General features: G+C 69.5%; 27 protein-coding genes and 1 tRNA gene. 17 read left to right on the top strand and 11 right to left on the bottom strand.

Annotated elements, in window-relative coordinates; translation table 11 throughout:
• The first annotated feature begins 23 nt into the window (after positions 1 to 23).
• Genes AC07NB_RS15020 through grpE form a run of 3 tightly spaced genes read left to right on the top strand, consistent with a single transcriptional unit; the run spans position 24 to position 2,277 of the window.
• Complete coding sequence (locus AC07NB_RS15020; RefSeq protein WP_494570621.1) at positions 24 to 575, top strand: GNAT family N-acetyltransferase; 552 nt, start codon at positions 24 to 26, stop codon at positions 573 to 575.
• Positions 572 to 1,660, top strand: a complete 1,089-nt coding sequence (gene hrcA / locus AC07NB_RS15025; protein WP_494570622.1) for a heat-inducible transcriptional repressor HrcA — start codon at positions 572 to 574, stop codon at positions 1,658 to 1,660. The genes AC07NB_RS15020 and hrcA overlap by 4 nt, the downstream gene beginning before the upstream one ends.
• A complete protein-coding gene (grpE, locus tag AC07NB_RS15030; RefSeq protein ID WP_291838034.1) occupies positions 1,657 to 2,277 on the top strand; it encodes a nucleotide exchange factor GrpE in 621 nt (206 codons plus the stop codon). The genes hrcA and grpE overlap by 4 nt, the downstream gene beginning before the upstream one ends.
• On the opposite strand, the gene AC07NB_RS15035 is transcribed toward grpE, so the two are convergent.
• Entirely contained in the window at positions 2,274 to 3,176 is a 903-nt protein-coding gene (locus AC07NB_RS15035) for a dienelactone hydrolase family protein (protein WP_494570623.1), read from the bottom strand. The two genes, grpE and AC07NB_RS15035, sit on opposite strands and share 4 nt — an antisense overlap.
• A gap of 58 nt (positions 3,177 to 3,234) precedes the next feature.
• Positions 3,235 to 3,879, bottom strand: coding sequence for an alpha-ketoglutarate-dependent dioxygenase AlkB (locus tag AC07NB_RS15040; protein WP_492312077.1), 645 nt, complete (start codon positions 3,877 to 3,879; stop codon positions 3,235 to 3,237).
• A 58-nt stretch (positions 3,880 to 3,937) separates the two neighbouring features.
• Between AC07NB_RS15040 and AC07NB_RS15045 the strand changes: the two genes are divergently transcribed.
• On the top strand, positions 3,938 to 4,342 hold the full coding sequence (locus tag AC07NB_RS15045) for a Tat pathway signal protein (RefSeq protein ID WP_492312078.1): 405 nt from the start codon (positions 3,938 to 3,940) through the stop codon (positions 4,340 to 4,342).
• A 2-nt stretch (positions 4,343 to 4,344) separates the two neighbouring features.
• Here AC07NB_RS15045 and AC07NB_RS15050 read toward each other — a convergent pair whose 3' ends face one another.
• Positions 4,345 to 5,319 carry an ABC transporter ATP-binding protein gene (locus tag AC07NB_RS15050; protein ID WP_492312079.1) on the bottom strand — a complete coding sequence of 325 codons (975 nt, stop codon included), beginning with the start codon at positions 5,317 to 5,319 and terminating at the stop codon, positions 4,345 to 4,347.
• A 100-nt stretch (positions 5,320 to 5,419) separates the two neighbouring features.
• Here AC07NB_RS15050 and AC07NB_RS15055 point away from each other — a divergent pair, with 100 nt between their 5' ends.
• A complete protein-coding gene (locus tag AC07NB_RS15055) occupies positions 5,420 to 5,659 on the top strand; it encodes a zinc-finger domain-containing protein (protein ID WP_291838021.1) in 240 nt (79 codons plus the stop codon).
• A 4-nt stretch (positions 5,660 to 5,663) separates the two neighbouring features.
• Here the strand turns inward: AC07NB_RS15055 and AC07NB_RS15060 are convergent, their stop codons facing one another.
• Positions 5,664 to 7,517, bottom strand: a complete 1,854-nt coding sequence (locus AC07NB_RS15060; RefSeq protein ID WP_494570624.1) for a DUF885 domain-containing protein — start codon at positions 7,515 to 7,517, stop codon at positions 5,664 to 5,666.
• A 71-nt stretch (positions 7,518 to 7,588) separates the two neighbouring features.
• The gene (locus AC07NB_RS15065) at positions 7,589 to 7,900 is read right to left on the bottom strand and encodes a metalloregulator ArsR/SmtB family transcription factor (protein WP_291838015.1); all 312 of its coding nucleotides are present in this window, start codon (positions 7,898 to 7,900) and stop codon (positions 7,589 to 7,591) included.
• An 88-nt stretch (positions 7,901 to 7,988) separates the two neighbouring features.
• Here AC07NB_RS15065 and AC07NB_RS15070 point away from each other — a divergent pair, with 88 nt between their 5' ends.
• Both AC07NB_RS15070 and AC07NB_RS15075 read left to right on the top strand, forming a co-directional pair.
• A complete protein-coding gene (locus tag AC07NB_RS15070; RefSeq protein WP_494570625.1) occupies positions 7,989 to 8,447 on the top strand; it encodes a hypothetical protein in 459 nt (152 codons plus the stop codon).
• On the top strand, positions 8,444 to 9,358 hold the full coding sequence (locus AC07NB_RS15075; RefSeq protein WP_494570626.1) for an acyl-CoA desaturase: 915 nt from the start codon (positions 8,444 to 8,446) through the stop codon (positions 9,356 to 9,358). The genes AC07NB_RS15070 and AC07NB_RS15075 overlap by 4 nt, the downstream gene beginning before the upstream one ends.
• Here the strand turns inward: AC07NB_RS15075 and AC07NB_RS15080 are convergent.
• Together AC07NB_RS15080 and AC07NB_RS15085 are read right to left on the bottom strand one after the other, a co-directional pair.
• The gene (locus AC07NB_RS15080) at positions 9,355 to 9,972 is read right to left on the bottom strand and encodes a DUF6655 family protein (RefSeq protein ID WP_494570627.1); all 618 of its coding nucleotides are present in this window, start codon (positions 9,970 to 9,972) and stop codon (positions 9,355 to 9,357) included. The genes AC07NB_RS15075 and AC07NB_RS15080 overlap by 4 nt on opposite strands.
• The gene (locus AC07NB_RS15085; protein WP_291838004.1) at positions 9,969 to 10,409 is read right to left on the bottom strand and encodes a VOC family protein; all 441 of its coding nucleotides are present in this window, start codon (positions 10,407 to 10,409) and stop codon (positions 9,969 to 9,971) included. The genes AC07NB_RS15080 and AC07NB_RS15085 overlap by 4 nt, the downstream gene beginning before the upstream one ends.
• A gap of 144 nt (positions 10,410 to 10,553) precedes the next feature.
• Between AC07NB_RS15085 and AC07NB_RS15090 the strand changes: the two genes are divergently transcribed.
• The 4 genes from AC07NB_RS15090 (at position 10,554) to AC07NB_RS15105 (ending at position 12,793) form a co-directional block, all read left to right on the top strand.
• Positions 10,554 to 11,132, top strand: coding sequence for a YqaA family protein (locus AC07NB_RS15090; protein ID WP_291838001.1), 579 nt, complete (start codon positions 10,554 to 10,556; stop codon positions 11,130 to 11,132).
• 161 nt (positions 11,133 to 11,293) lie between these two features.
• Positions 11,294 to 11,827, top strand: a complete 534-nt coding sequence (locus AC07NB_RS15095) for a disulfide bond formation protein B (protein WP_291837998.1) — start codon at positions 11,294 to 11,296, stop codon at positions 11,825 to 11,827.
• Positions 11,805 to 12,413: a demethoxyubiquinone hydroxylase family protein gene (locus tag AC07NB_RS15100; protein ID WP_494570628.1), complete on the top strand. Its 609-nt coding sequence runs from the start codon at positions 11,805 to 11,807 to the stop codon at positions 12,411 to 12,413. Before AC07NB_RS15095 ends, AC07NB_RS15100 begins: the two co-directional genes overlap by 23 nt.
• 77 nt (positions 12,414 to 12,490) lie before the next feature.
• Positions 12,491 to 12,793: a hypothetical protein gene (locus AC07NB_RS15105; RefSeq protein WP_291837992.1), complete on the top strand. Its 303-nt coding sequence runs from the start codon at positions 12,491 to 12,493 to the stop codon at positions 12,791 to 12,793.
• 54 nt (positions 12,794 to 12,847) lie between these two features.
• Here AC07NB_RS15105 and AC07NB_RS15110 read toward each other — a convergent pair whose 3' ends face one another.
• Positions 12,848 to 13,837, bottom strand: a complete 990-nt coding sequence (locus AC07NB_RS15110) for an esterase-like activity of phytase family protein (protein WP_494570629.1) — start codon at positions 13,835 to 13,837, stop codon at positions 12,848 to 12,850.
• Complete coding sequence (cobT, locus tag AC07NB_RS15115; RefSeq protein ID WP_494570630.1) at positions 13,834 to 15,708, bottom strand: cobaltochelatase subunit CobT; 1,875 nt, start codon at positions 15,706 to 15,708, stop codon at positions 13,834 to 13,836. The genes AC07NB_RS15110 and cobT overlap by 4 nt, the downstream gene beginning before the upstream one ends.
• A 102-nt stretch (positions 15,709 to 15,810) precedes the next feature.
• Between cobT and AC07NB_RS15120 the strand changes: the two genes are divergently transcribed.
• On the top strand, positions 15,811 to 16,416 hold the full coding sequence (locus tag AC07NB_RS15120) for a hypothetical protein (protein WP_492312086.1): 606 nt from the start codon (positions 15,811 to 15,813) through the stop codon (positions 16,414 to 16,416).
• Positions 16,417 to 16,479: 63 nt separating this feature from the next.
• On the opposite strand, the gene ppa is transcribed toward AC07NB_RS15120, so the two are convergent.
• On the bottom strand, positions 16,480 to 17,037 hold the full coding sequence (gene ppa, locus AC07NB_RS15125) for an inorganic diphosphatase (RefSeq protein ID WP_291835585.1): 558 nt from the start codon (positions 17,035 to 17,037) through the stop codon (positions 16,480 to 16,482).
• 166 nt (positions 17,038 to 17,203) lie between these two features.
• On the opposite strand from ppa, the gene AC07NB_RS15130 reads away from it, so the two are divergent.
• Positions 17,204 to 17,887, top strand: coding sequence for a DUF599 domain-containing protein (locus tag AC07NB_RS15130; RefSeq protein WP_291835582.1), 684 nt, complete (start codon positions 17,204 to 17,206; stop codon positions 17,885 to 17,887).
• Between the two features lie 253 nt (positions 17,888 to 18,140).
• Here the strand turns inward: AC07NB_RS15130 and AC07NB_RS15135 are convergent, their stop codons facing one another.
• The gene (locus AC07NB_RS15135; RefSeq protein WP_494570631.1) at positions 18,141 to 19,007 is read right to left on the bottom strand and encodes an N-formylglutamate amidohydrolase; all 867 of its coding nucleotides are present in this window, start codon (positions 19,005 to 19,007) and stop codon (positions 18,141 to 18,143) included.
• Positions 19,008 to 19,153: 146 nt separating this feature from the next.
• On the opposite strand from AC07NB_RS15135, the gene cpdR reads away from it, so the two are divergent.
• The 4 genes from cpdR (at position 19,154) to AC07NB_RS15155 (ending at position 21,694) form a co-directional block, all read left to right on the top strand.
• Positions 19,154 to 19,510, top strand: a complete 357-nt coding sequence (cpdR, locus tag AC07NB_RS15140; RefSeq protein ID WP_291835577.1) for a cell cycle two-component system response regulator CpdR — start codon at positions 19,154 to 19,156, stop codon at positions 19,508 to 19,510.
• 96 nt (positions 19,511 to 19,606) lie between these two features.
• A tRNA-Val gene (locus tag AC07NB_RS15145) sits at positions 19,607 to 19,681 on the top strand.
• A 208-nt stretch (positions 19,682 to 19,889) separates the two neighbouring features.
• On the top strand, positions 19,890 to 20,996 hold the full coding sequence (locus tag AC07NB_RS15150; RefSeq protein ID WP_494570632.1) for an ATP-binding protein: 1,107 nt from the start codon (positions 19,890 to 19,892) through the stop codon (positions 20,994 to 20,996).
• Positions 20,993 to 21,694, top strand: a complete 702-nt coding sequence (locus tag AC07NB_RS15155) for a response regulator transcription factor (protein WP_291835571.1) — start codon at positions 20,993 to 20,995, stop codon at positions 21,692 to 21,694. Before AC07NB_RS15150 ends, AC07NB_RS15155 begins: the two co-directional genes overlap by 4 nt.
• Positions 21,695 to 21,742: the final 48 nt, after the last annotated feature.

The raw sequence follows: 21,742 nt of genomic DNA on the forward strand, positions 1-21,742 counted from the left end.
GCGGCGGTGCTTATCCTGAAACCATGAGCCTGTCCCCCTCCACGCCCGGTCTGGTGCGCCTGCGTCCCGCGACGGTCGCCGACGCGCCGATGCTGGCGTTGTGGGATCGCGAGCCGCATGTGATCGCCTGTTCCAGCGACGACGCGGACGCCGAGGTCGCCTTCGGGGGGCAGGACTGGATCGAGGAGATCGAGGCTGGGTCCGACGTCAGCTTTCACCTCGTCGCCGAGGTGGACGGCCGTCCCATCGGCGTCATGCAGGTCTGCGACCCGCATCTGGAGCCGACCCACTACTGGGGTGAGATCGAGCCGAACCTGCGCGCCATGGACATCTGGATCGGGCCATCGGACGCGCTGAACCGCGGCTACGGCACGCAAATGATGACCCTGGCGATCAACGACGCCTTCGCCGATCCGGCGGTCGCGGCCATCGTCATAGATCCGTTGAACACCAACACGGACGCCCACCGCTTTTATCGGCGGCTGGGGTTCGCGGTCGTCGGACGCCGGATGTTTGACGAGGACGACTGCCTGGTCATGCGTCTTGACCGCGATCTCTGGGAGGCTCGGCCATGAAAACCCCTCTCCTGACCGCCCCCGGGCTGGAGGCCGGCGGCCTGGCCGGGCTCGACCAGCGGGCGCGCGACATCTTCCGGCGCATCGTCGAAAGCTATCTGCAGACAGGCGAGCCTGTCGGATCGCGGACCCTGTCGATGAGCGGGGTCAGCCTGTCGCCGGCCTCGATCCGCAACACCATGCAGGACCTGACCCTGGCCGGCCTTCTGGCGTCGCCGCACACCTCGGCGGGGCGGATTCCCACCCATGCGGGCCTGCGCCTGTTCGTCGACGGCCTGCTGGAGATCGGCGACATCTCCACGGAAGAACGGCGCGAGATCGACGGACGCCTGGCCGGCCGCGGCCGCAGCTTCGACGAGGCGCTGAACGAGGCGTCGTCCCTGCTGTCCGGCCTGGCGGGCGGAGCCAGCATCGTGGCCAGCCCGGTGCGCGACGCCGGGGTCAAGCATGTGGAGTTCGTGGCCCTGGGCCGCGATCAGGCCCTGGCGGTGCTGGTCGGCGACGACGGCTCGGTCGAGAACCGGCTGATGCCGCTCAAGGCCGGGGTCACGCCCTCGACGCTGCAGGAGGCGTCGAACTTCCTCAACGCCCGGCTCAAGGGCCGCCCGCTGCACGAGGCGCGCACCGAAATGCGCACCGAACTGGACGCCGCCCGGCGCGAACTGGACGAGACCGCGGCACGGCTGGTCGAGGACGGTCTGGCCGCCTGGTCCGGCGGTGCGGAGCGCGAGCGGGCCCTGATCGTGCGCGGCCGCGCCAACCTGCTGCAGGACGCGGGAGCCATGGAGGACCTGGAAAAGGTCCGGATCCTGTTCGACGATCTGGAGCAGAAGGAACAGCTGATCGGCCTGCTGGACGGGGTGTCCACGGCCCAGGGCGTGCGCATCTTCATCGGCGCCGAGACGCGACTATTCTCACTTTCGGGTTCCGCCGTGATCGCGGCGCCCTATATGAGCGGCCGACAGCGGGTTCTCGGCGCCATCGGCGTCATCGGCCCCGCGCGACTGAACTACGCCCGTGTGATCCCGTTGGTGGACTATACCGCCAGGGTGCTGGGCCGGATGCTGGACGGACAAGACACGTGAACGATACCCCCGACTACGATCCCGAAACCGAGCTGGACGCCGACCTCGGCGAGGCCGCAGGCTTTGACGGTGAGGACGATCTGGCTCCGCTGGACGCCGTCATCGCCGAGCGCGACCAGTGGAAGGACCGCGCCCTGCGCGCCGTCGCGGAGACCGAGAACGTCAAGCGCCGGGCCGAGACGCAGAACAACGACGCCCGCGCCTACGCCATTCAGAAATTCGCGCGCGACCTTCTGGTCGTGGCCGACAACCTGGAGCGCGCCATCCAGGCCGCGCCCAAGGACGCCAACGCCGGCGAGGCCGGTCTGGTCACCGGTCTGGAGCTGACCCAGAAGGCCCTGCTGTCGGCCTTCGAGGCCAACAACCTCAAGCGCGTCGCGCCGGAGCCGGGCGAGGCCTTCGATCCGCACCTGCATCAGGCGATGATGGAACAGCCTTCCGACACGGTTCAGGGCGGCCAGGTGCTGCAGACCCTGCAGGCCGGCTACGCCCTGTTCGGCCGCACCGTGCGTCCGGCCATGGTGGTGGTCGCCGCCAAGGGCTCCGGTGCTGCGGCGGGCAATGCGGCCTACGCCGCCGCCCAGGCCACCGGTGGGAATTTCGACGGCAAGGCCTAGGCCTTCAGCCGCGCGCCGAAGAAGGCCAGCAGCTTGCCCCACCCGTCGGCGGCGTCCGCGGCGCGGTAACTGTCGCGATAGTCGGCGTGGAAGCCGTGCGGGGCGCCCGGATAGATAACGATCTCGCTGGAGGTCTGGCCCGCGCGGGCCAGGGCGCTGCGCATGGCTTCGACGCTGGGCAGGGGGATGCCGCGGTCTTCCGCGCCGTACAGGCCCAGCACCGGGCATTTCAGGTCGTCGGCCAGGTCGACCGGCCACGGCTGGCCGCTGCTGACCTGTTCCGGGGTGGCGGTGGCCGCCGGGGCCAGGCGACCGTACCAGGCGACGCCGGCGTCCAGCACGGCGAAGCGGGCGCAGGCCTGCCACACCACCTTGCCGCCCCAGCACCAACCGGTGATGCCGATCTTGTCGCCGTTGGCCCAGAGCTGCTGGCTGACCCAGTCCAGGGTGGCCGAGACGTCGCCCATCACCTGCTCATAGCCGGCGGCGCCGACGATCTGCTGGATCCGCTGCATGTCGGACAGGGGCGCCGGGTCCTCGACCCTGTTGAAGAAGGCTGGAGCCACCGCCGCATAGCCGGCCTTGGCCAGGCGGCGGCAGATGTCGCGGATGTATTCGTGCACGCCGAAGATCTCGGAGACGACGATCACCACCGGGAAGGGGCCGTCGCCGTCCGGGCGGGCGACGAGGGCGGGCAGCTGGAAGCCGTCGGGGGCCGGGAAGCTGACCTCGCCCTGCGACAGGCCCGCGCCGTCGGTCGTCACCGGACTGGCCTGGGCCGCCAGGGCCGCGGGTGCATAGCCGGCGAAGAACAGACCGCCCAGCGTTCCGGCGCCCAACGTCCGGCGGCTCAGGATCACATCATCGGCCTGCGGGCCTTCGGGACGGATCAGCGACATTGGCGGGCTCCGGGCTGTGGGAGGCGGGACAGTGGCGGCGGCGCCCGCCAGCGTCGAGTCACGATTGCCGTGAAGACGGCCCCCCGACGGGGCCTGCCCGGCGCAGGGTCAGATTGATGCGCCCGCCGCCCGGAATCAGGCTCGACGAGCCGGGCAGCAACCGGTCGATCCCGTGCCGCGCCAGCCGGGCGGGCCCGGTCAGGGCGCAGACGTCGCCTGAGGAGAGTCGGACGGACCTGGTCGGTCCGCCGCCGGCGGGGCCGACGCGGAAGATCGCCGTGTCGCCCAGCGAAACGGACAGCACCGGCGCTTCCAGATCGGCCTCGTCCCGATCCTGATGCAGGCCCATCTTCGCGCCGTCCTGATACAGATTGACGAGGCAGGCGTCGGGCGGCTCGGGCCAGCCGGTCAGGTCGCGCCACAGATCGAGCAGGGCTTGCGGGATCGGCGGCCACGGCGCGCCGGTCTCCGGATGGGTCGCCTGGTAGCGATAGCCGTCCCGGTCCGACACCCAGCCCAGCGGCCCCAGGTTGGTCATCCGCACCGAGAAGGGCCGTCCGCCCGGTGTGACCGGCCGATAGAAGGGGCTGTCGTCCACCGCCGCCATCACCTCGGTCAGCAGGGCGGCCTGCGCCTTGGCGTCCAGCCCCCCGGGCCACCAGCGGAAGCCGTCCAGTCCGGTGTCGATCTCGCGCGGGCTCATGACTCCGAGGTAGGCCGGGCTCAGGGGAATGTTAAGCGGTGTCCGCTATGGAGAGCGCATGGAACGTCGCGCTATTCTCGGCCTCGCGGCCATCGCCACCGCTGCCGCCGCCACGCCCGCCGCCGCCGCCTCGTCGGGCGGGGGTGGAAGTTCGTCGCAGGCCAGCTATCTCGGCCTGCCGACGGTGACGGGCAATGTGCGCCGCCCCGGCGGAAGCCTGGGCGTCATGACGGTCGAGATCGGGGTGGATACGCCGGACGCGGCCCTGCGCGCCCGCGTGGCGCAGTCGGCCCCGCGCCTGCGCGCCGCCTACGCCCAGGTGGTGCAGCAGAGCGCCGCGGTCCTGCTGCCGGGCGCTCCGCCCGACATCGAACGGCTGGTCGCCCAGCTCCAGACCGCCACCAACACCGTCATGGGCCGCGCCGGCGCGCGCCTGCTGATCGGCACGGTGATGGTGGTCTAGCCTCAGTCCTTGGTCGGACTCACCTGGCTCGCATCGCCGTAGGTCAGCGCCAGGAAGACATCTTCCAGGTCGGGGTCCTCGGTCGAGATGTCGGCGATGGTCACCCCTGCGGCGCGGACGGCGGCCAGGACCTGCTCCACCGACGACTGGCCCTTCTTGTAGCTGATGGCGAAGGCGCCGTTCGGACGCGGCACGACATCGAAGCCCTTGACCGTCGGCAGGGCGGTCAGCTCTCCCTCGGGAGTCACGACGACGTTGCGGGTGTCGAGGCGGCGCAACAGTTGCGGCGTCGGTTCGCAGGCCACCACCTCGCCCCGGTTCATGATGGCGATGGTGTCGCAGAGCTCCTGCGCCTCCTCCAGATAGTGGGTGGTCAGCAGGATGGTCACGCCCTCGGCGTTGATCTTGCGGACGTATTCCCAAAGCTGGCGGCGCAGCTCGACATCGACCCCGGCGGTCGGTTCGTCGAGGATAAGGATCGGCGGATTGTGCACCAGCGCCTTGGCCACCATCAGGCGGCGCTTCATGCCGCCGCTGAGGGCGCGGACGTAGGCGTTGGCCTTGTCCGACAGGCCCAACGCGGCCAGCAGCTCGTCCGAGCGGCGCTCATTGGCCGGCACGCCGTAGAAGCCGGCCTGAACCTCCAGGGCCTCCCTGGGGGTGAAGAAGACGTCAGCGACGATCTCCTGCGGCACGACGCCCAGGGCGGCGCGGGCGTCGCGCGGCTGCTTGTCGATGTCGCGGCCCCAGATCGAGGCTGTGCCGCCGGTCTTGTTTACGATCCCGGCCAGGATGTTGATCAGGGTCGACTTGCCCGCGCCGTTCGGGCCCAGCAGGCCGAACATCGAGCCGCGCGGGATGACCAGATCGACCCCGCGCAGGGCAGTCTTGGGCGGCGACTTCTTGTTGCCCGCATAGGTCTTTTCCAGCCCCCGCACCTCGATGGCGTTGACGGGCAGGGTGTCGGTCTCGGTCATTCGGCGCTTTCGGGTGTTTCGAGCGGCTCCGTTTGACGGTATGGAGCGCGCGCGCATACCTATGCACCCTCGCACCAATCGCCAAGTCAGAGCCGTCCGAATGTCCTCGCGACCCACCACCGTGATCATCCCGCCGCCGGAAGAGATCGTGGTGACGTCCAAGCGCGTCGCCTGCGACGGCGGCGGCGGCGCCCTCGGCCACCCGCTCGTCTACATGGACATGGGCGAGGACGATCACGTCGAGTGCGGCTATTGCGACCGCCGCTTCGTGCTCGGCAAAAAGAAGAAGGCCGAGAGCGAGTACCACAGCCCGGCCGCTCGCCCGCCCGAGGCGCACTGACCCCTTACGAGGCGGGTGCGCCGCCGCCCGCCGCGATCCAGGCGTCGACCTGGACCTCCAGAACGTCCAGCGGCACCGAGCCCGAGCCCAGCACGACCGCGTGGAAGTCGCGGATGTCGAAGCGGTCGCCCAGCGCCGCGTGGGCCCGCGCGCGCAGCTCCATGATCTTCAACTCGCCGATCTTGTAGCTGGTCGCCTGGCCGGGGCTGGTGATGTAGCGCTCGACCTCCTTCTGGATGTCACGCTCGCTCAGCAGGGAGTTCTGGCGGAAATAGTCCATCGCCTGCTCGCGGCTCCAGCGCTTGGCGTGCAGGCCGGTGTCGGTGACCAGACGCACCGCGCGCCACAGCTCGGTCGAGAGGCGGCCGAAGTCGGAATAGGGGTCCTGATAGAAGCCCATCTCCTTGCCCAGCTGCTCCGCGTACAGGCCCCAGCCCTCGGCATAGGCGCCGTAGCCGCCGAAGCGGCGGAACGACGGCAGGCCCTGCATCTCCTGCGCGTAGGCGATCTGGAAGTGATGCCCCGGCGCGCCCTCATGATAGCTGATGCCCTCGATCTGGGGTTTCAGCACCTGGGTCATGTCCGACAGGTTGACGTAGTAGATGCCGGGGCGCGAGCCGTCGGGCGCCGGGGCGTTGTAGAAGGCGATGGAGGCGGTGGTCTCGCGCCACGCCTCGACCGCGCGAACCTCCAGCGCCGCCTCGGGCAGGTCGCTGAACCAGCGCGGCGCGGCTTCCATCACCTGGGCGATGAAGGCGCGGGCGTCGGTCAGATACTGCTCCTTGCCCTCCGGCGTGTTCGGATACTGGAAGCGCGGATCGGTCTTCAGCAGGGTGAAGAACTCCTGCAGCGTGCCGGTGAAGCCGACACGGGTCATGATCGTCTGCATTTCGCCCTGCAGGCGCGCCACTTCGCCCAGGCCGATCTGGTGGATCTGGTCGGCGGTCAGGTCGGTGGTGGTCGAGAGCTGCAGGCGGGCGTTGTAATAGGCTTCGCCGTCCGGCAGCCGCCAGACGCCGCCGTCGCGGTCGGGCATGACGGCGGCCTGCTGCTGCACCTCGGCCAGCGCCGTCAGCACCATCTCATAGCCGCGCTTCCATTCGCCGGTCAGGGCCGCGCGGCCCTCGCCCAGCAGGCGGTCCTTGGTCGCCTGGTCCGTATCCAGGGCGCCGACCTTGCGCTGGAAATCGGCCCAGACCGGATTGTCGGCCCCGCCGTCGAACGGCGCGCCGGTGATGATGTTGCGGGTGTTGGCGATCGAGGGCTCGAACACGAAATTCGGCGAGATGATTCCCTTCGATGCCCGGTCCCGCAGTTCATCGGCGATCTCGCCCATCACCCGCTCGGAAGCGCGCAGGCGCGAGACATAGGCCTCGGCGTCCGACACGCTGGAGACGCGGTGGTTGTTGATCAGGAAGACCGGCAGCCCCGTGGTCGGATTGCCGTTGGCGGCGAACTGATAGCCCCAGTCGCGCCAGCGGTTCGACAGGCGCGCCTGCGCCACCCCGTCTTCGAACAACCGCATCGACATCCGGCTGTCGGCGTTCACGGTCGCCGGATCGAATCCGCTCTTCATCCGCGCCAGCTGGCTCTCGGCCAGGGCCAGCGACCGGTCCGCCGCGGCGTCGGTGACGTCGTCCAGCTTGTCGTAGTCCGTCTTGATCCCCAGCGAGGTCATCTGCTGCGGCGACAGGGCGATCCGCTCCTGCCACGCCTGTTCGAAGAAGGCCGCCAGCCGCGCGTCCTCGGTCTGGATCGACATGTCCGCGGTCGGGGCGGCGGTCTGGGCCATGGCGACGGCGGGCGCCCCGGCCAGAACGGCGACGGCGCAGGCGGTGGTGATCAGAAGACGACGCATGGAAACCCTCCCGGAAACATGACGGCCGGGACCTTCGACGGTCCGGCGGAGGGACGCAAGGTACGGCGGCGTCAGGGCTTGCGCGTCTTGGCGATGTCCGCGCTCTCGGCCTTCAGGGGCTTGGAGACCGGACAAACCTCTTGCGCATAGCTGTTCAGGGTGTTGGCCAGATGGTCGGGGACCAGGCTGTAGTGGACGTACTGGCCGCGCTTCTCGCTGGTCACCAGCCCGGCGTTCTCCAGCACGGTCAGGTGCTGGCTGACCGCGGGCTTGGAGATCTCGAACCGCGCGGCGATCTCGCCCGCCGTCAGGTCGGTGTGGGCGAGGTAGGCCAGGATCTTGCGCCGGATCTGGGAGGAGAGGGCTTCAAACACGCGCTGCATGGCTGCGACATTTAAGCGATTTGCGAACCACTTTCCAGAGGGATCGTTCGGTAGTTAGGTAATGGCTTAAATGCTAAATGAGCTGACCATGATGCGGACGGACAAGATCAGGCGAGGGCTGGCCCAAGGGGGGCTGGGAGTCATAGCGCTGCTGGCCGCGAGCATCACCGGGTGCGCCGCGGCCTCGGTCGTGCTCGGCGCCGTAGGGCTGTTCGCAGGTTTGGGCGGACTGGGCCTCGGCCTCATGATCGGCATGGCGACGCTGCCGTTCTGGGTCGGCGGCCTGTTTCTGGTGGGGGGACCGGTATGGGCGGTTCTGCACTGGGCGCGGCGACGGGATCGCCTGACGGCCGTCGTCGTCGGGGGCGGCGTCGCGGCCGTCGCGACCCCGTTCACCTTGTGGGCGTTCGCCACAGGGCTGAGCTTCACTGTGGACCCGAACGCCGTGGGGATTGTCCTTCTGAGCGCTCTCCCGGCTGCGGTCGGGGGCGCCGCCGCCGGGTTCACGGCATGGCGCTTAGCCTATGACGACGGTCAGGTTCGGTGAGCGGCGACCACTCCGACCCCTGCGCGGTCAACAGCCTGGTCGAAACGCCCGGCTGCTCGCCCGTCGAGGGCCGGGTCGTCTGGGATCCGATCCATTCGATCTGGAACGGCGGCATGCTGGCGGGCGCGCTGGTGCTGGGGCCGCTGACGGTCAGTCCGGGCGCGGCGGCGGTGTTCACGATCACGACCGGCGCCGGCCTGCTGCTGGGCCATTCGGTCGGCTTCCACCGGCGGCTGATCCACGGCAGCTTCAAATGCCCGCTATGGCTCGAGCATGTCCTGGTCTGGGTTGGGACCGCCGTGGGCATGAGCGGGCCGTTCTGGATGATCCGCACCCACGACCTGCGCGACTGGGCCCAGCGGCAGGCGGACTGCCACGACTATCTGGCCCACCGGCGACCCATGCTGATCGACGCGGTCTGGCAGATGCACTGCCGGCTGAAGTTGATGCATCCGCCCGCCTTCGACCTCGGCCGCGTGGGCCGGGACCGCTTCTATCGCCTCCTGGAACGGACCTGGATGCTGCAACAGGTCCCCATCGCCGCCGGGCTCTATCTGATGGGCGGCTGGGGCTTCGTGGTCTGGGGCGTCTGCGCGCGGGTGGCGGCTTCGGTCTCAGGCCACTGGTTCGTCGGCCATCTGGCCCATCGGCGCGGGCCGCAAAGCTGGCTGGTCGAGGGCGCGGGGGTGCAGGCGCATGACGTGCCATGGGCGGCGATCCCGACCATGGGCGAGGCCTGGCATAACAACCACCACGCCTTCCCGGGCTCGGCGCGGATCGGCCTGTACCCCGGCCAGAGCTACTGGGGCTACCGCTTCATCCGGCTGCTCGAGCGGCTTGGACTGGCGTGGGATGTGCGCACGCCGGAGACGATGGGCGCCCGCAAGGTGCTGGTTCCGGCGAAATCCTAGAACTGCCGCCAGCTGTCGCCCGGGTCGCGTTCGCCGGGATCGACGGTCTGCTGGCCCCATGCCACGATCATCAGCAGCTTGTGGCTGCGGATGCGGAACTGCCCGGTCATCGGCAGGACGGCGCCCAGCGGGGCGCCGGTCTTGGGCTCGTAAAGGAAGCCCGAGAACTCGGCGACGCCGATCCGGTCGCGGCGGCTGTAGACCGACAGCTCGGGGATCGAGACCACGTTGAAGCTCTCGTTGATCGGCACCCGCATGTCCGGCAGGCCGAAGACGCGGCGCATCTGTTCCAGCGACAGGGCCCCGGCGCGCAGTTCGAACACCGCGTCGGCCTCGGCCCGGGACGGGGCCAGGGCGTAGCCGGCGTCCGACAGGGCGTTGCGCACCGCGCTGACGGCGTAGGGGCTGTTCTCGGCGCGGAAATAGGTGTCGTCCACGAACACGCGCGAACCGGCCGGGATCGGCAGGGTCAGGCCCTCGACCGCGCGGTCGGCGGCGCGCGAGATCAGAAGCTGCTCCGTCGCGGTGCGCGACGGGTAGGTCTCCGAGGTCGAGGCGCAGGCCGCGAGGCCCAGCAGGGCCAGGGGCAGAAGCGCGATAGCTTTCAAGATCACCAGCTCCCGGTGTTGGGCATCGAGGCCCAGGGTTCGGCGGGGGGCAGGGGCGCGCCCTCCTGGAGAAGTTCGATGGAGATGCCGTCCGGCGACCGGACGAAAGCCATGTTGCCGTCACGCGGGGGCCGATTGATGACCACCCCGCCGTCCATCAGGCGCCGGCAGGCGGCGTAGATGTCGTCGACCTTGTAGGCCAGATGGCCGAAATTCCGCCCGCCGGAATAGGTTTCCGGATCCCAGTTGTAGGTCAGTTCGACCTCCGGGGAGCGCTCGGCCTCGGAGCGCGACAGGTCCGCGGGGGCGGCGAGGAAGATCAGGGTGAAGCGCCCGGCTTCGTTCTCCATCCGGCGCATTTCGTGCAGGCCCAGCAGGTCGCACCAGAAGCGCAGGGAGGCGTCGAGGTCCGTCACGCGGACCATGGTGTGCAGGTAGCGCATGGTCTTCCGATCCGAGGGGGAGGTGGGCGGAGGCGGCCTTATAGCGGCGGATCGCCGCGACCGCGACTCAAGCTGCGTTTCGGCGGATGCGCCGCGCCGCGCGCCCTGCTAGACGCGGAGGCTCGGCCTTTCGCCGGAGGATCGATGCTCCGCAAGCTTTACGACTGGGTTTTTGCACAGGCCCGCAGCAAGCACGCCACCAAGGCGCTGGCCGTGGTGTCCTTCGCCGAAAGCTCCTTCTTCCCCATTCCGCCGGACGTCATGCTGGCGCCGATGGTGCTGGCGCGGCCGGAACGGGCGTATTTCTACGCCGCCGTCTGTACGATCGCCTCGGTGCTCGGCGCCCTCCTCGGCTATGCGATCGGCTATTTTCTCGAACCCGTCGGCCTGGCGATCCTGGCCTTCCTCGGCAAGGCGGACACCTTCGAGACCTCCAAGGCCCTGTTCCAGCAGCACGGCGCCTGGGTGATCCTCATCAAGGGGCTGACCCCCATCCCGTTCAAGCTGATCACCATCGCGTCGGGTATCTTCCAGTTCAATCTGGCGCTGTTCCTCGCGCTGTGCGTGATCACACGCGGCGCCCGCTTCTTCGCGGTGGCCTTCGTGCTGAAGACCTGGGGGCCGGCGGTGCTGGCGGTGGTCGAGAAGCGGCTGGCGATGTGGACCTTCATCGGTCTCGCCGTGCTGGTCGGCGCCTTCGTGGCGGTGAAGTTCCTCTTCTAGAGCGAGATCGGCCGAGCTGGACGCAGTCCGGCTCGGCTCAGATTTCGCTCCAGTTTGATGCCGGACCATTTTCTGGATTCAGGTCGATCCGACCTGAAGCGAAAATGGTCTAAACCCGCCCAATCGACGGATGGCTCAAGCCTCGCTATGAACGTCGTCTGATGAGAGGCCTGTATCGACTCCTGACGCGGTGGTGGACCGCATTCGCGCTCGTGGCGTCGCTGGCGCTGCTGGGCTTCGCCCACCTGTCGGAGACGATCTGGGACATCTCGCCCTGCAACCTTTGCCTCAAGGCGCGCGAGGTCTACTGGGGCGCCGTGGTCGTCGCCCTGCTCGCCACCGTCTGGCATCTGGTCAGCCGCGGCAGCCGCGGCACGCCGCGCATCGCCGCCTTCCTGCTGGCCGTGATCTTCGCCACCGGCACCATCACCGCCGTCTTCCACATGGGCGGCGAGCTGAAGTGGTGGGCCCTGCCCGCGACCTGCGCCGCCGGCGGTTCGGTCGATCTGGAAAGCATGACCGCCCTGGCGCTGGGCACGGGTCCGGCGCCCCGGGTGGCCATGTGCGACGCCGTGACGTGGACCTTCCTCGGCCTCAGCATGGCAGGATGGAACGCGCTGATCTCCGCCGCATTGGCCGGGTTCAGCCTTCTCGCCGCCAAGAGGCCCAAGGATGCCCGCGCCCCGCGATCCTGATCCGATGACCGGCTCCCACGAGGGCGACCGCCGCATCCCCCTGCCCCGCCCCGGCCGCGGCGCAAGCAAGCGCCGCCGGGATGAGATCCTGCGCGTCGACCACGCGGGCGAATACGCCGCCGTCCACATCTACCGCGCCCAGCACGCCGTCTTCGCGGGCCGCGCCGGCAAGGAAGCCATCGCCATCGACATGGCGGAGATGCGCGGGCAGGAGCAGGTCCATCTGGAGCGCTTCCAGGCCCTGCTCAAGGCCGAGAACGTGCGCCCCACGGTGATGACCCCGGTCTGGCGCCTAGCCGCCCTGGCGCTTGGCGCCGGCACCGCCCTGATCGGCGAGAAGGCGGCCCACGCCTGCACAGAGGCGGTCGAGAGCGTGATCGAGGAACACTACGCCGACCAGATCGCCGAGATCCGGGACCGCGATCCCGCGCTGGCGGCCGAGCTGACGAAATTCCGCGAGGAAGAACTGGCCCACCACGACCACGCCGTAGAACACGGCAGCCGCGAGGCCCCGGCCTATGAGCTGCTCAGCGCAGTGATCAAGGCGGGTTGCAGCGTGGCCATCAAGGTGTCGGAGAGGGTCTGACGCCCTGAGTTGATTTATCATCCTGGGCAGGCACTACTCGCGCCCAAGGTCATCAATCAGCAATGGTGCGTTTGGTCATGGTTCTTGCATCGGCCGTTCTGGCGTTCGCAATCGTAGCGCAGGCTCCCCAGGTCCCCGCATCGCCAACGGTCGATGCGGCCCAGACCGCGAGCGCCCAGACGTCGGCGACCGGGACCTCCGGCGCCGCCGCGACCGCGGGCAATGACGCCGAGATCGTATGTCGCCACGAGGCGGTGACCGGTCGCCGCGTCCAGGTCCGGGTCTGCCGCAGCCGCGCGCAGATGCGGGCCGAGGCCGCCGCGGGCCAGGACGCCCTGCGGCGGGCGCAGAACAACCACCGTAGAACCCAGAGCGAATAGGGTCGGATCCGGCGACGCCGGGACCGCGTCAACGCGGGCCCCGGTCTCGAGGGTCTAGTTCGCCACGTCGAACGCCAGCAGCAGCGTCCGCTGGGCGGGATTGCTGTTGTCGTCGGACAGGATGTAGAGGCGCATCCCGCCCTCGCGGGCGACGGCGGCGATCCCTTCGAAATTGTCGGTCGTGCCGGGCAGCTTCAGTTCGACCAGCACCGCGCCGAGCGCGCCGTCCTCGCCCATGCGACGGATGCGGGCGCGGGCGTCCAGCGGCGGCCGGTACGAACGCTGGACGATGACATAGCCCTGACCCGCCGGATCACGATCCATGCCGGTGGTGCGGTAGTCGCCGTCGGTCGGCGGCGTCGCGGGCGGGGGCGTCACGACGCGGCAGGCGGCGGGGCGGCAATCCCAGACGCCGCCGTTCTCGGCCGTCACCCGCCAGCCGCCGTCACGGGCGGCCGAGATCCCCTCCATGCCGTCGTTCAGCGGCAGCGCCACGTCCGGGTGACGCACGGGCGTCGGCATGGCGCGCGGGGCGTCAGCGGAGCCGTAGTCCCAGATGCGGTGATTGCGCTCGAAGCTGATGAACAGGTCGCCGCCGTCGGTGACCAGCAGGCCCTCGGCGTCTCCATCGACCTTGTCCACGATGGGGGCGCCGTCCAGCAGGGTCAGGCGACGGTGCTGCAGGCCCGAGACGCCGGTCAGCCGCCCCCGGGCGTCCAGCACCAACCGGCCCCGCACCAGGTCGCCCGCGTCTGTGACGCTGACGAAGCCCCCATCGCCCTGAGCGTCGCCGGTCAGCTTCAGATCGGACAGGCTATGCAGCGGAGAGGTCGGGTCCAGAACCAGTTCGATCCCGCCGGCGAAGCGGACGCCCTCGGCCAGGCGGGCGCCGCCGGGCAGGCCCAGGCCGACGGGCCGCGTCGAGGCCGCTCCGGTCGTCCAGCCCGCGACCGGCGTAAGCGGCGGCGTCACCGAAACCGCGCCGGCGCAGGCGGCCAGGGTCACGGCCGCGAGCGCGGGCAGCAGGCGGCGCAGCATTGTCATGCGGCCTTCTTCCGGCGGCCGGCGGGAGTCTCGGCCCTGGCGTCGAACAGTTCGGCCAGCTTCTCGATCATCGCGCCGCCCAGTTGCTCGACATCGACGATGGTCAGGGCGCGGCGGTAGTAGCGCGTGACGTCGTGCCCGATTCCGATGGCCAGGAGTTCGACAGGCGACCGGGTCTCGATGAATTCGATGACCTCGCGGATGTGCTTCTCCAGGTACATCGCCGCATTGGCCGACTGGGTCGAATCGTCGACGGGCGAGCCGTCCGAAATGACCATCAGGATCTGCCGCGCCTCGGGCCGGGCCATCAGCCGATCGTGGGCCCACAGCAGGGCCTCGCCGTCGATGTTCTCCTTCAGCAGGCCCTCGCGCATCATCAGGCCGAGGTTCTTCTTGGCCCGTCGCCAGGGCGCGTCCGCCGACTTGTAGATGATGTGGCGCAGGTCGTTCAGACGGCCCGGCATCGCCGGCTTGCCCGCGGTGATCCACGCCTCGCGGCTCTGGCCGCCCTTCCACGCCCGGGTGGTGAAGCCCAGGATTTCGACCTTGACGCCGCACCGCTCCAGCGTCCGCGCCAGGATGTCGGCGCACACCGCCGCGACCATGATCGGCCGTCCGCGCATCGAGCCAGAATTGTCCAGCAGCAGGGTCACCACCGTGTCGCGGAACGGGCTTTCGCTCTCGGCCTTGAAGCTCAGCGGACTGGTCGGATCGGTGATGATCCGGGTCAGGCGGGCGGTGTCCAGAACCCCCTCTTCCAGATCGAAATGCCAGCTGCGGTTCTGCTGCGCCATCAGGCGGCGCTGCAGCTTGTTGGCCAGCCGGGCGACGACCGAGCTCAGCGCCGTCAGCTGCTGGTCCAGCAGGCCGCGCAGGCGTTCCAGCTCATTGCGATCGCACAGGTCGGCGGCGTCGACGATCTCGTCGAAGGCGGTGGTGAAGACGCGATAGGCGTCGATCGCCCGACCGTCGTCCATCGTCTGCTGACGGTTGGGCAGGGCGCCTTCGTTCAGGTCGGGGCCGTCCTCGCTGGTCTCGCCGTTCGGATCGGCGGGCGAGCCGTCTGGACGGGCGTCGCGCTCGTCGCTGGCGGTCTGGTCGTCGGTGGAGCCGTCCATCGACTGGCCCTCGCCGCCGCCGGCGTCATCCTCTTCCTCGTCCTCGGGATCGGCGGCGTCCGGATCCTGCGGATCGGGTTCGTCCTGGCCCGGGTCGTCGGAGACGTCGTCGCCGCGCCCGTCGCCCGGGTCCATGTCCAGCGCCTTGAGCACGTCGCGCAGCCGCTCCGCGAAGGCCGTCTGGTCGCCCGCGACCTCCGCCAGGGCGTCGATCTTGCGGCCCGCCTTGTTCTCCAGCTCGGCGCGGACCAGGTCCAGCAGGGCCCCGGCGCCGTCGGGCGCGCGCTGGCCGGTCAGGCGCTCGCGGACCAGCAGGGCCACGGCCTCGGCCACCGGAACGCGCTCGGCGTCCGTCACGCGCAGGGCGCCGCTCTTCTCCAGCCGGGTCAGCAGGGCCGAGTTCATATTGGCCCGCACGCCGGCCAGCGACTGCGAGCCGACAGCCTCGACGCGGGCCTGTTCAACGGCCTCGAACACCTCGGCGGCGCGGCTGTCGACGGGGCGCAGACGGGCGTGGACGCCCTCGTCGTGATTGGCCAGCCGCAGGGCCAGCCGGTCGGCCTGCCCTCGCAGGGCGGCGCTCTCGGGCGCGCCCGGATCGCGCGGCGGATGCGGCAGGGTCAGGACGCCGTTAGCCAGCTTGGGTCCGTCCGAGCCGAACACGACCTCCAGCTCCGATTGCTCGGCCAGGGCCCGCGCGGCGTGGGCGAGGGCGCGTTTGAACAGGTCGGAAGGGGTCTCGGCGGCGGCCATGGGGGACACTTAGCGCAGACGGCGGAGAGGGGAAGGGGCGTTATCGAACTGACAACCGGATCGGGCGACTCTGTCCGGTCTTCTGTGAAGTGGAGTACGCCCGTGAGAACCGCGATCATGAAAGGCGTCGGCCTGCTGTTCATCATGGTCGGTTGCGAGGCTGAGGCGCCGGCGATCAGTCGCGAAGCGCGCGCCGAACTGGCTGAAACGGCCGAGCGCGCGGACAAGGCGCTGGAGAGCGGTTCAGCCGGTTTCGAGGCGCCTGCCTGCCGCCGCAGCGAACGGGTCATCTACGCCTGCGATTTCGGCGACCGGCGCGTGGCGGTCTGCGCCACCGGCAACCGGCTCAGCTACCGCTTCGGCGATGCGCGCCGGACCGATCTGGAGATCGATTCCCGGCCCGGCCATGTGCGCGCCCATACCGGCGGCGTGGTCGGCGGCGGCGGCGGGCGTCAGGAACACATCCGCTTCAGCAACAACGGCTACCATTACATCGTGCACAGCATGGAGGCGGGAAGCCTGACGGATATTCCCGGCAAGCGCATATCGGGCGTCACCGTGGTGCGCGGCGAGACCGGCGCCTCGCCCATCGTGCGGAGCCTGAATTGTCCGCTGGCGGGTCCGGCCCAGTCCATGGATCAGTTCAATGCCCTGCCCGCGGAAACCTTCGCGGCGGAAACGGACGAGACCTGGGACGCCTGGTGGTGAGGTCCTGGAACAAAAAAGGCCCCGGCGTCTCCACCGGGGCCCTTCTGATCTCTGTCTGAAGGATCAGGCCGCGTTGGCGGCCTTGGCCTTCAGCTTGTCCTGGTGGGCGCGCATGCCCGCGGCGATCAGCTCGGCGGCCTCGCCGGCGTCGCCCCAGCCCTTGACCGTGACCGACTTGCCCTTCTCCAGATCCTTGTAGCGGGTGAAGAAGTGCTCGATCTGCTCGACCAGGATGGCCGGCAGCTGCCGGTAGCTGGCGATGTCGGTGTAATAGGGGTTCAGCTTGTCGACCGGCACGGCCAGGATTTTCTCGTCGCCGCCGGCTTCATCGACCATCTTCAGCACGCCGATCGGGCGCGAGCGGATGACGCAGCCCGGAACGACCGGGGCGGGGTTGAGCACGATCACGTCACAGGGGTCGCCGTCGTCCGACAGGGTGTGCGGAATGAAGCCGTAGTTGCCCGGATAGTACATGGCGGTGTGCAGGAAGCGGTCGACGAACAGCGCGCCCGAGGCCTTGTCCATCTCGTACTTCACCGGCAGGCCGCCCTGCGGGATCTCGATGACGACGTTGATGTCCCAGGGCGGGTTCGGGCCGACGGGAATGGCGTCGAGGTTCATGACGGGCTCGTCTATGTTGCATCTGCGAACGGAAGGCCCGGGGTGATAAGCCTCCACGGCGCCCGAAGCAAGGCGCAGGCGTTGTTAAGACCGGCGGTATTCTCAGTCGTGGCTTGAGCGCGAAGGCGATGCGGGCGACTGTGTCGCGGGGCGACAAGGAACACGCATGACGATCCTGGACTACCTGGCGCTCGCCCTCTTCTTCCTGTGCTGGCTGGGCTACGGCCCGCTGCTCAAACTGCTGGCGCATCGCACCGGCACGCTGAACGACGACATGGGCGTCGTGCGCCGGGTCTGGATGACGGCCATGACCCACCGCGAGATGCGGCTGGTCGATAGCCAGCTGATGGGCCACTCCATCAACTCCGCCAGTTTTTTCGCCTCGACCAACCTGCTGCTGATCGCGGCCGTGGCGGGCATTCTGTTCGGCGGCCAGACGGCGTTGGACGGCTTCGCCTCGATCGGCGCCGAGGCCGTGCCGACCCGGGTGCTCGAGGCCAAGCTGGCGCTGGTGCTGATCTGCCTGGTGCGTGGCCTGCTGGATTTCATCTGGGCCCTGCGCCAGATGAACTACACCCTGGCCCTGATCGGCGCCGCGCCGGAAATCCATACCGAGGCGGACCGGGTGGCCCTTGGCGCGGCGGCCACCGACCTGCTGAACCCGGCGCTGAACACCTTCAGCCAGGGCGTGCGCGGTTATTATTTCGCGCTGGCGGCCGCGGCCTGGCTGTTCGGGTCGGTGTGGCTGGCGGCCGGCGTGACGGCGGCCTTCTGCCTGCTGGTCTGGCGGCAGTCGGGCTCGCCCGCAGCGCGCGCCATCCGCAACGCGCGCCGACTGCTCGAACCCTGAACTCTTCCCGGTACGGCCATGCTCGTTCGCAGCCGCGTTGTGCCCGGGGCGATTTTCTCCCCTGAAAACGGTTACTTTGCGGAAATGCGACAGAAGGTTGCCGTTACACGGCGTTACCGCAGGCGCGAAATACCCGCTTGACCATTTGTGCACTGCACACTAGCTTGGTTTTCGACGCCGCGAGGCGTCATGCCCTTCCTGGGCGTTTCCTCCCTATAGACTTTATATGCCGCGCCCTCGGGCGCGGCTTTTTTTATGTCCCGAGGCCCGCCAGGCCGCCCGTCACGTCGGCGATGACCCGCGCCACGCCCTTTTCCGTGCGCGACCAGCCGATCCCGGGACGGCGCTCCATCTCGTCGAAATACAGCGCGCGGTTCAACTCGACCTGAACGGCGTGGAAGCCCTCGTGGGGCCGGCCCCAGCGCTGGGTGGTCCAGCCGCCGGCGTAGGGGTGGTTCAGCGCCACCCGCCAGCCCAGCGCCTCGAACGCCGTCCGCAGCCGCCGCGTCAGCTCCGCCGAACAGGACGAGCCGTGCCGATCGCCCAGCACGACGTCCGGACCCCGCGGCCCGCCGGGCGCGCGGGTGGCCCGCTCGGGCATGGAGTGCCAGTCGATCAGCACCGCCTCGCCGAACCGGTCGCGCGCCGCATGCATCTCGGCGGCGAGGGCCGCGTGCCAGGGCGCGTGGACGGTTTCCAGCCGCGCCCTTGCCTCGTCCCGCGTCAGGCGCCGCGCATAGAGGGGGCGTCCATCGCCGGTCAGTCGGGGAAGGACGCCGTATCCCGCCGCCGACCGGGGCGAGGCTGGATGCTCCAGCCCTTCGATCAGTTGCGGGTCCAGATCCGCCGGGTCCCGGTTCAGGTCCACATAGGCGCGGCCCAGCCGCGCCAGCACCAGGGTCGCGCCGTGGGCCGGGCCGGGCGCGATCAACCGGTCGACCAGGGCGTCCTCGGCGCTGCGCAGGCTGGCTTCGGACAGGGCCGGGTCGGCGTTCAGGTCGCCGGGATACACGGCGCCCGAGTGGGGCGAGGCGAAGATCAGCCGTCCGGGCGCGGCCGGACGCACGACCGTCACCGCCGCCTGCTCCTCCCGCGTCTCGCCTGCATTCACCGTCGTCATCGCAAACCGCATAGCCTGTTTCGCGGCTTCATCCACAGACGGGCCGCATCCCTGCGGCTCGCCCTTACGGCGTTTTTCATGGCGGGTTTACCAGTGCGGGCCTAGCTTCAGGGTCCAAGACGATCCGGGGCGGACGACGAAACACCATGGCGCGCATCCTTCTGGCTGAAGACGACAATTCGCTTCGCGGCTTCCTGACCCGCGCGCTGGAGCGCGCCGGCCACGAAGTCGTCGATTGCGAGAACGGCGACGACGCCATCGACGCGCTCGATCAGGGTCCGTGGGACCTGCTGCTGACCGATATCGTCATGCCAGGCGCCGACGGCATCGAGGTGGCCCGCGTGGCCGCCGCCCGCCAGCCCGGCATCCGCATCATGTTCATCACCGGCTTCGCCGCCGTGGCCCTGTCCGCCGCCCAGGCCAGCCCGCAGGCCAAGGTCCTGGCCAAGCCCGTCCACCTGCGTGATCTGGTGGGTGAAGTGGAGCGGATGGTCGCCGCCTGAAGATTCAGGGCGGTTTCGCCCTTGCGGTCCGCGAGGCCGTCGGGTTATAGACCGCGCCTTCCCGCCCGGGGGGCTTGCTCCCAGGGCCGTCAAGGCGGACGCGTAGCTCAGCGGGAGAGCACTACGTTGACATCGTAGGGGTCACAGGTTCAATCCCTGTCGCGTCCACCATTCCTTCCCCCCTGACATCGCCGCCCGGCGTCCTCGCGGGTTCCTCCTGACATCGCTTTGACGTCGACCGCTCGCCGCGGTGATTGACCCGCGCCTTGAAAGCTCCATGAAAGGCGCGTCCCCTATCGCTGCGATCCGGCGGGGCGCCGGCGCATCGGGGACGGACATGGCAGGACCAGCATCGCCGCGCCGCAGCGGGCGCTCCCTGATGGGGATGATCTTCCCCATCCTCGTGACCGTCACCCTGTTCGTCTACTTCGCCCAGGAGGTGCTCGGTCTCGATCCCGACCCCGACGACATGACGCCGATCGAGCGGATCACGACAGGCTACATCCTCGCCGAGGCGCGGGAGGTCCTGCCGATGCTGGGATTCTACCTGGCCCTGATCAGCGTCGTCGTCTTCGCCGTGCTGCATTTCGGGCTGAAGCCCCTGCGCCGGATGTCCGAGCAGGCCGCCCAGATTGGTCCCGCCACGCTCGAGGATCGCCTGGACCTCAAGGTCACCCCCGCCGAGATCGCTCCGCTGGTCGAGGCGTTCAACGGCGCCCTGGACCGGCTGGAGAGCGGCTGGCGGGCCCAGCGCGACTTCTCCGCCAACGCCGCCCACGAACTGCGCACACCGCTCGCCGCCCTGCGCGCCCAGGTCGAGAACCGGCTGGAACCGGAGGATCGCGAGGATGCGGTCCGCGAGTTCGACCGACTGTCCCGCCTGATCGCGCAACTGCTCATGCTGGCCGAGACCGAACATGGCCAGGCCCGCGCGGTCGAGAGCTTCGATCTGGTCGTCGTCGCGCGCCGGACGGCCAGCGACCTGGCCCCCGCCATCGTCTCGGGCGGCCGCCAGCTGGAGTTCGGGTCGGTGGTCGAGGCCTGGCCGGCGCGCGGCCATCCGCTGATGGTCGAGGTCGCGCTCCGGAACCTGCTCGAGAATGCGATCCGGCACACGCCCGACGGCGCCGCCATCACCGTCACCGTCGGCGGCGCGGGGACGGTGATTGTCGCCGACGACGGTCCCGGCGTCCCCGCCCCCTTCATTGACCGGCTGTTCGACCGGTTCAGCAAGGCGGATTCGACCAGCGGCGGCGCGGGCCTGGGCCTGTCCATCGTCGCCCGGGTCATGGCGTTGCATGAGGGGCGGGCCCGGTTGATCCGCACGGCGCGCGGCGCCTGTTTCGAACTGGATTTCTCCAGCGCGGGCGACCGTCCGGAAGCCGAGGTCCGTCCTGCCGAGACGCGCGCCGACCTGGGATCGCGCTGGCGATCTTTCTCCGCGAAAGCTTGGCGCAAGACTGGTCCGGCAAAGGTCGCGGCATGAAGGTTCTGCTTGTCGAGGATAACCGGCTGCTGGGGGAATCGACCGCCCGGTCGCTGACCCGCGCAGGCTTCTCGGTCGACCTGGCCGACCGGTTCGAGGACGGCTGGCATGCCTGGCGGACGGCGGACTACGATGTGGTCGTCCTGGACATCATGCTGGGCGAGGACAGCGGTCTGGACCTGCTGGCCCGCGCGCGCGCCGCCGGACGTGTCTGTCCGGTGCTGCTGCTGACGGCGCTGGGGGACATCGACCGGCGGGTCGAGGGGCTGAACGCCGGCGCGGACGACTATCTGGTCAAGCCCTTCGCCCTGGAGGAGCTGATCGCCCGGTTGCGCGCCCTCGCCCGCCGCCCGGCCTCGATGCTCGATCCGGTGCTGCGCTACGGCAATGTCCGGTTCGACACCGGCGCCCGCGAGGTCGCCGTCGACGACCAGGTCGCCCAGCTCTCGCGCGGCGAGGGCATCGTGCTGGAGCGCTTCCTTCGCACGCCGGACCGGATCATCACCCGCGAACAGCTGGGCGAGAGCCTCTATTCGTACGATCAGGACTACACCGAGAATTCCATCCAGGTTCACGTCCATCGGGTCCGGCGCAAGCTGGCCGAACTGAACGCCGGCATGTCGATCCGGGCCATCCGCGGCCTCGGCTACATGGCGATCGAGACTCAGCCTTCCCCCATGCCGCCTCCTGTTTCCTGACGTTTCCTCCCCGGACGCCTCCCTCCCCCCACATCGAAGGACGACCCC

This window comes from Brevundimonas sp. GW821-FHT09G01 (assembly GCF_059416065.1).

Bases quoted from the DNA above. Each gene is read 5' to 3' on its own strand.
- AC07NB_RS15130 (WP_291835582.1), top strand. From the start codon at position 17,204: ATGACGATCCTGGACTACCTGGCGCTCGCCCTCTTCTTCCTGTGCTGG.
- AC07NB_RS15040 (WP_492312077.1), bottom strand. From the start codon at position 3,879: ATGAGCCCGCGCGAGATCGACACCGGACTGGACGGCTTCCGCTGGTGG.
- AC07NB_RS15035 (WP_494570623.1), bottom strand. From the start codon at position 3,176: ATGTCGCTGATCCGTCCCGAAGGCCCGCAGGCCGATGATGTGATCCTG.
- AC07NB_RS15150 (WP_494570632.1), top strand. From the start codon at position 19,890: ATGGGGATGATCTTCCCCATCCTCGTGACCGTCACCCTGTTCGTCTAC.
- AC07NB_RS15095 (WP_291837998.1), top strand. From the start codon at position 11,294: ATGAGAGGCCTGTATCGACTCCTGACGCGGTGGTGGACCGCATTCGCG.
- AC07NB_RS15055 (WP_291838021.1), top strand. From the start codon at position 5,420: ATGTCCTCGCGACCCACCACCGTGATCATCCCGCCGCCGGAAGAGATC.
- AC07NB_RS15155 (WP_291835571.1), top strand. From the start codon at position 20,993: ATGAAGGTTCTGCTTGTCGAGGATAACCGGCTGCTGGGGGAATCGACC.
- AC07NB_RS15050 (WP_492312079.1), bottom strand. From the start codon at position 5,319: ATGACCGAGACCGACACCCTGCCCGTCAACGCCATCGAGGTGCGGGGG.
- AC07NB_RS15065 (WP_291838015.1), bottom strand. From the start codon at position 7,900: ATGCAGCGCGTGTTTGAAGCCCTCTCCTCCCAGATCCGGCGCAAGATC.
- AC07NB_RS15135 (WP_494570631.1), bottom strand. From the start codon at position 19,007: ATGACGACGGTGAATGCAGGCGAGACGCGGGAGGAGCAGGCGGCGGTG.
- AC07NB_RS15085 (WP_291838004.1), bottom strand. From the start codon at position 10,409: ATGCGCTACCTGCACACCATGGTCCGCGTGACGGACCTCGACGCCTCC.
- AC07NB_RS15110 (WP_494570629.1), bottom strand. From the start codon at position 13,837: ATGACAATGCTGCGCCGCCTGCTGCCCGCGCTCGCGGCCGTGACCCTG.
- AC07NB_RS15090 (WP_291838001.1), top strand. From the start codon at position 10,554: ATGCTCCGCAAGCTTTACGACTGGGTTTTTGCACAGGCCCGCAGCAAG.
- AC07NB_RS15070 (WP_494570625.1), top strand. From the start codon at position 7,989: ATGATGCGGACGGACAAGATCAGGCGAGGGCTGGCCCAAGGGGGGCTG.
- AC07NB_RS15045 (WP_492312078.1), top strand. From the start codon at position 3,938: ATGGAACGTCGCGCTATTCTCGGCCTCGCGGCCATCGCCACCGCTGCC.
- hrcA (WP_494570622.1), top strand. From the start codon at position 572: ATGAAAACCCCTCTCCTGACCGCCCCCGGGCTGGAGGCCGGCGGCCTG.
- AC07NB_RS15020 (WP_494570621.1), top strand. From the start codon at position 24: ATGAGCCTGTCCCCCTCCACGCCCGGTCTGGTGCGCCTGCGTCCCGCG.
- AC07NB_RS15060 (WP_494570624.1), bottom strand. From the start codon at position 7,517: ATGCGTCGTCTTCTGATCACCACCGCCTGCGCCGTCGCCGTTCTGGCC.
- AC07NB_RS15105 (WP_291837992.1), top strand. From the start codon at position 12,491: ATGGTTCTTGCATCGGCCGTTCTGGCGTTCGCAATCGTAGCGCAGGCT.
- cpdR (WP_291835577.1), top strand. From the start codon at position 19,154: ATGGCGCGCATCCTTCTGGCTGAAGACGACAATTCGCTTCGCGGCTTC.
- cobT (WP_494570630.1), bottom strand. From the start codon at position 15,708: ATGGCCGCCGCCGAGACCCCTTCCGACCTGTTCAAACGCGCCCTCGCC.
- AC07NB_RS15100 (WP_494570628.1), top strand. From the start codon at position 11,805: ATGCCCGCGCCCCGCGATCCTGATCCGATGACCGGCTCCCACGAGGGC.
- ppa (WP_291835585.1), bottom strand. From the start codon at position 17,037: ATGAACCTCGACGCCATTCCCGTCGGCCCGAACCCGCCCTGGGACATC.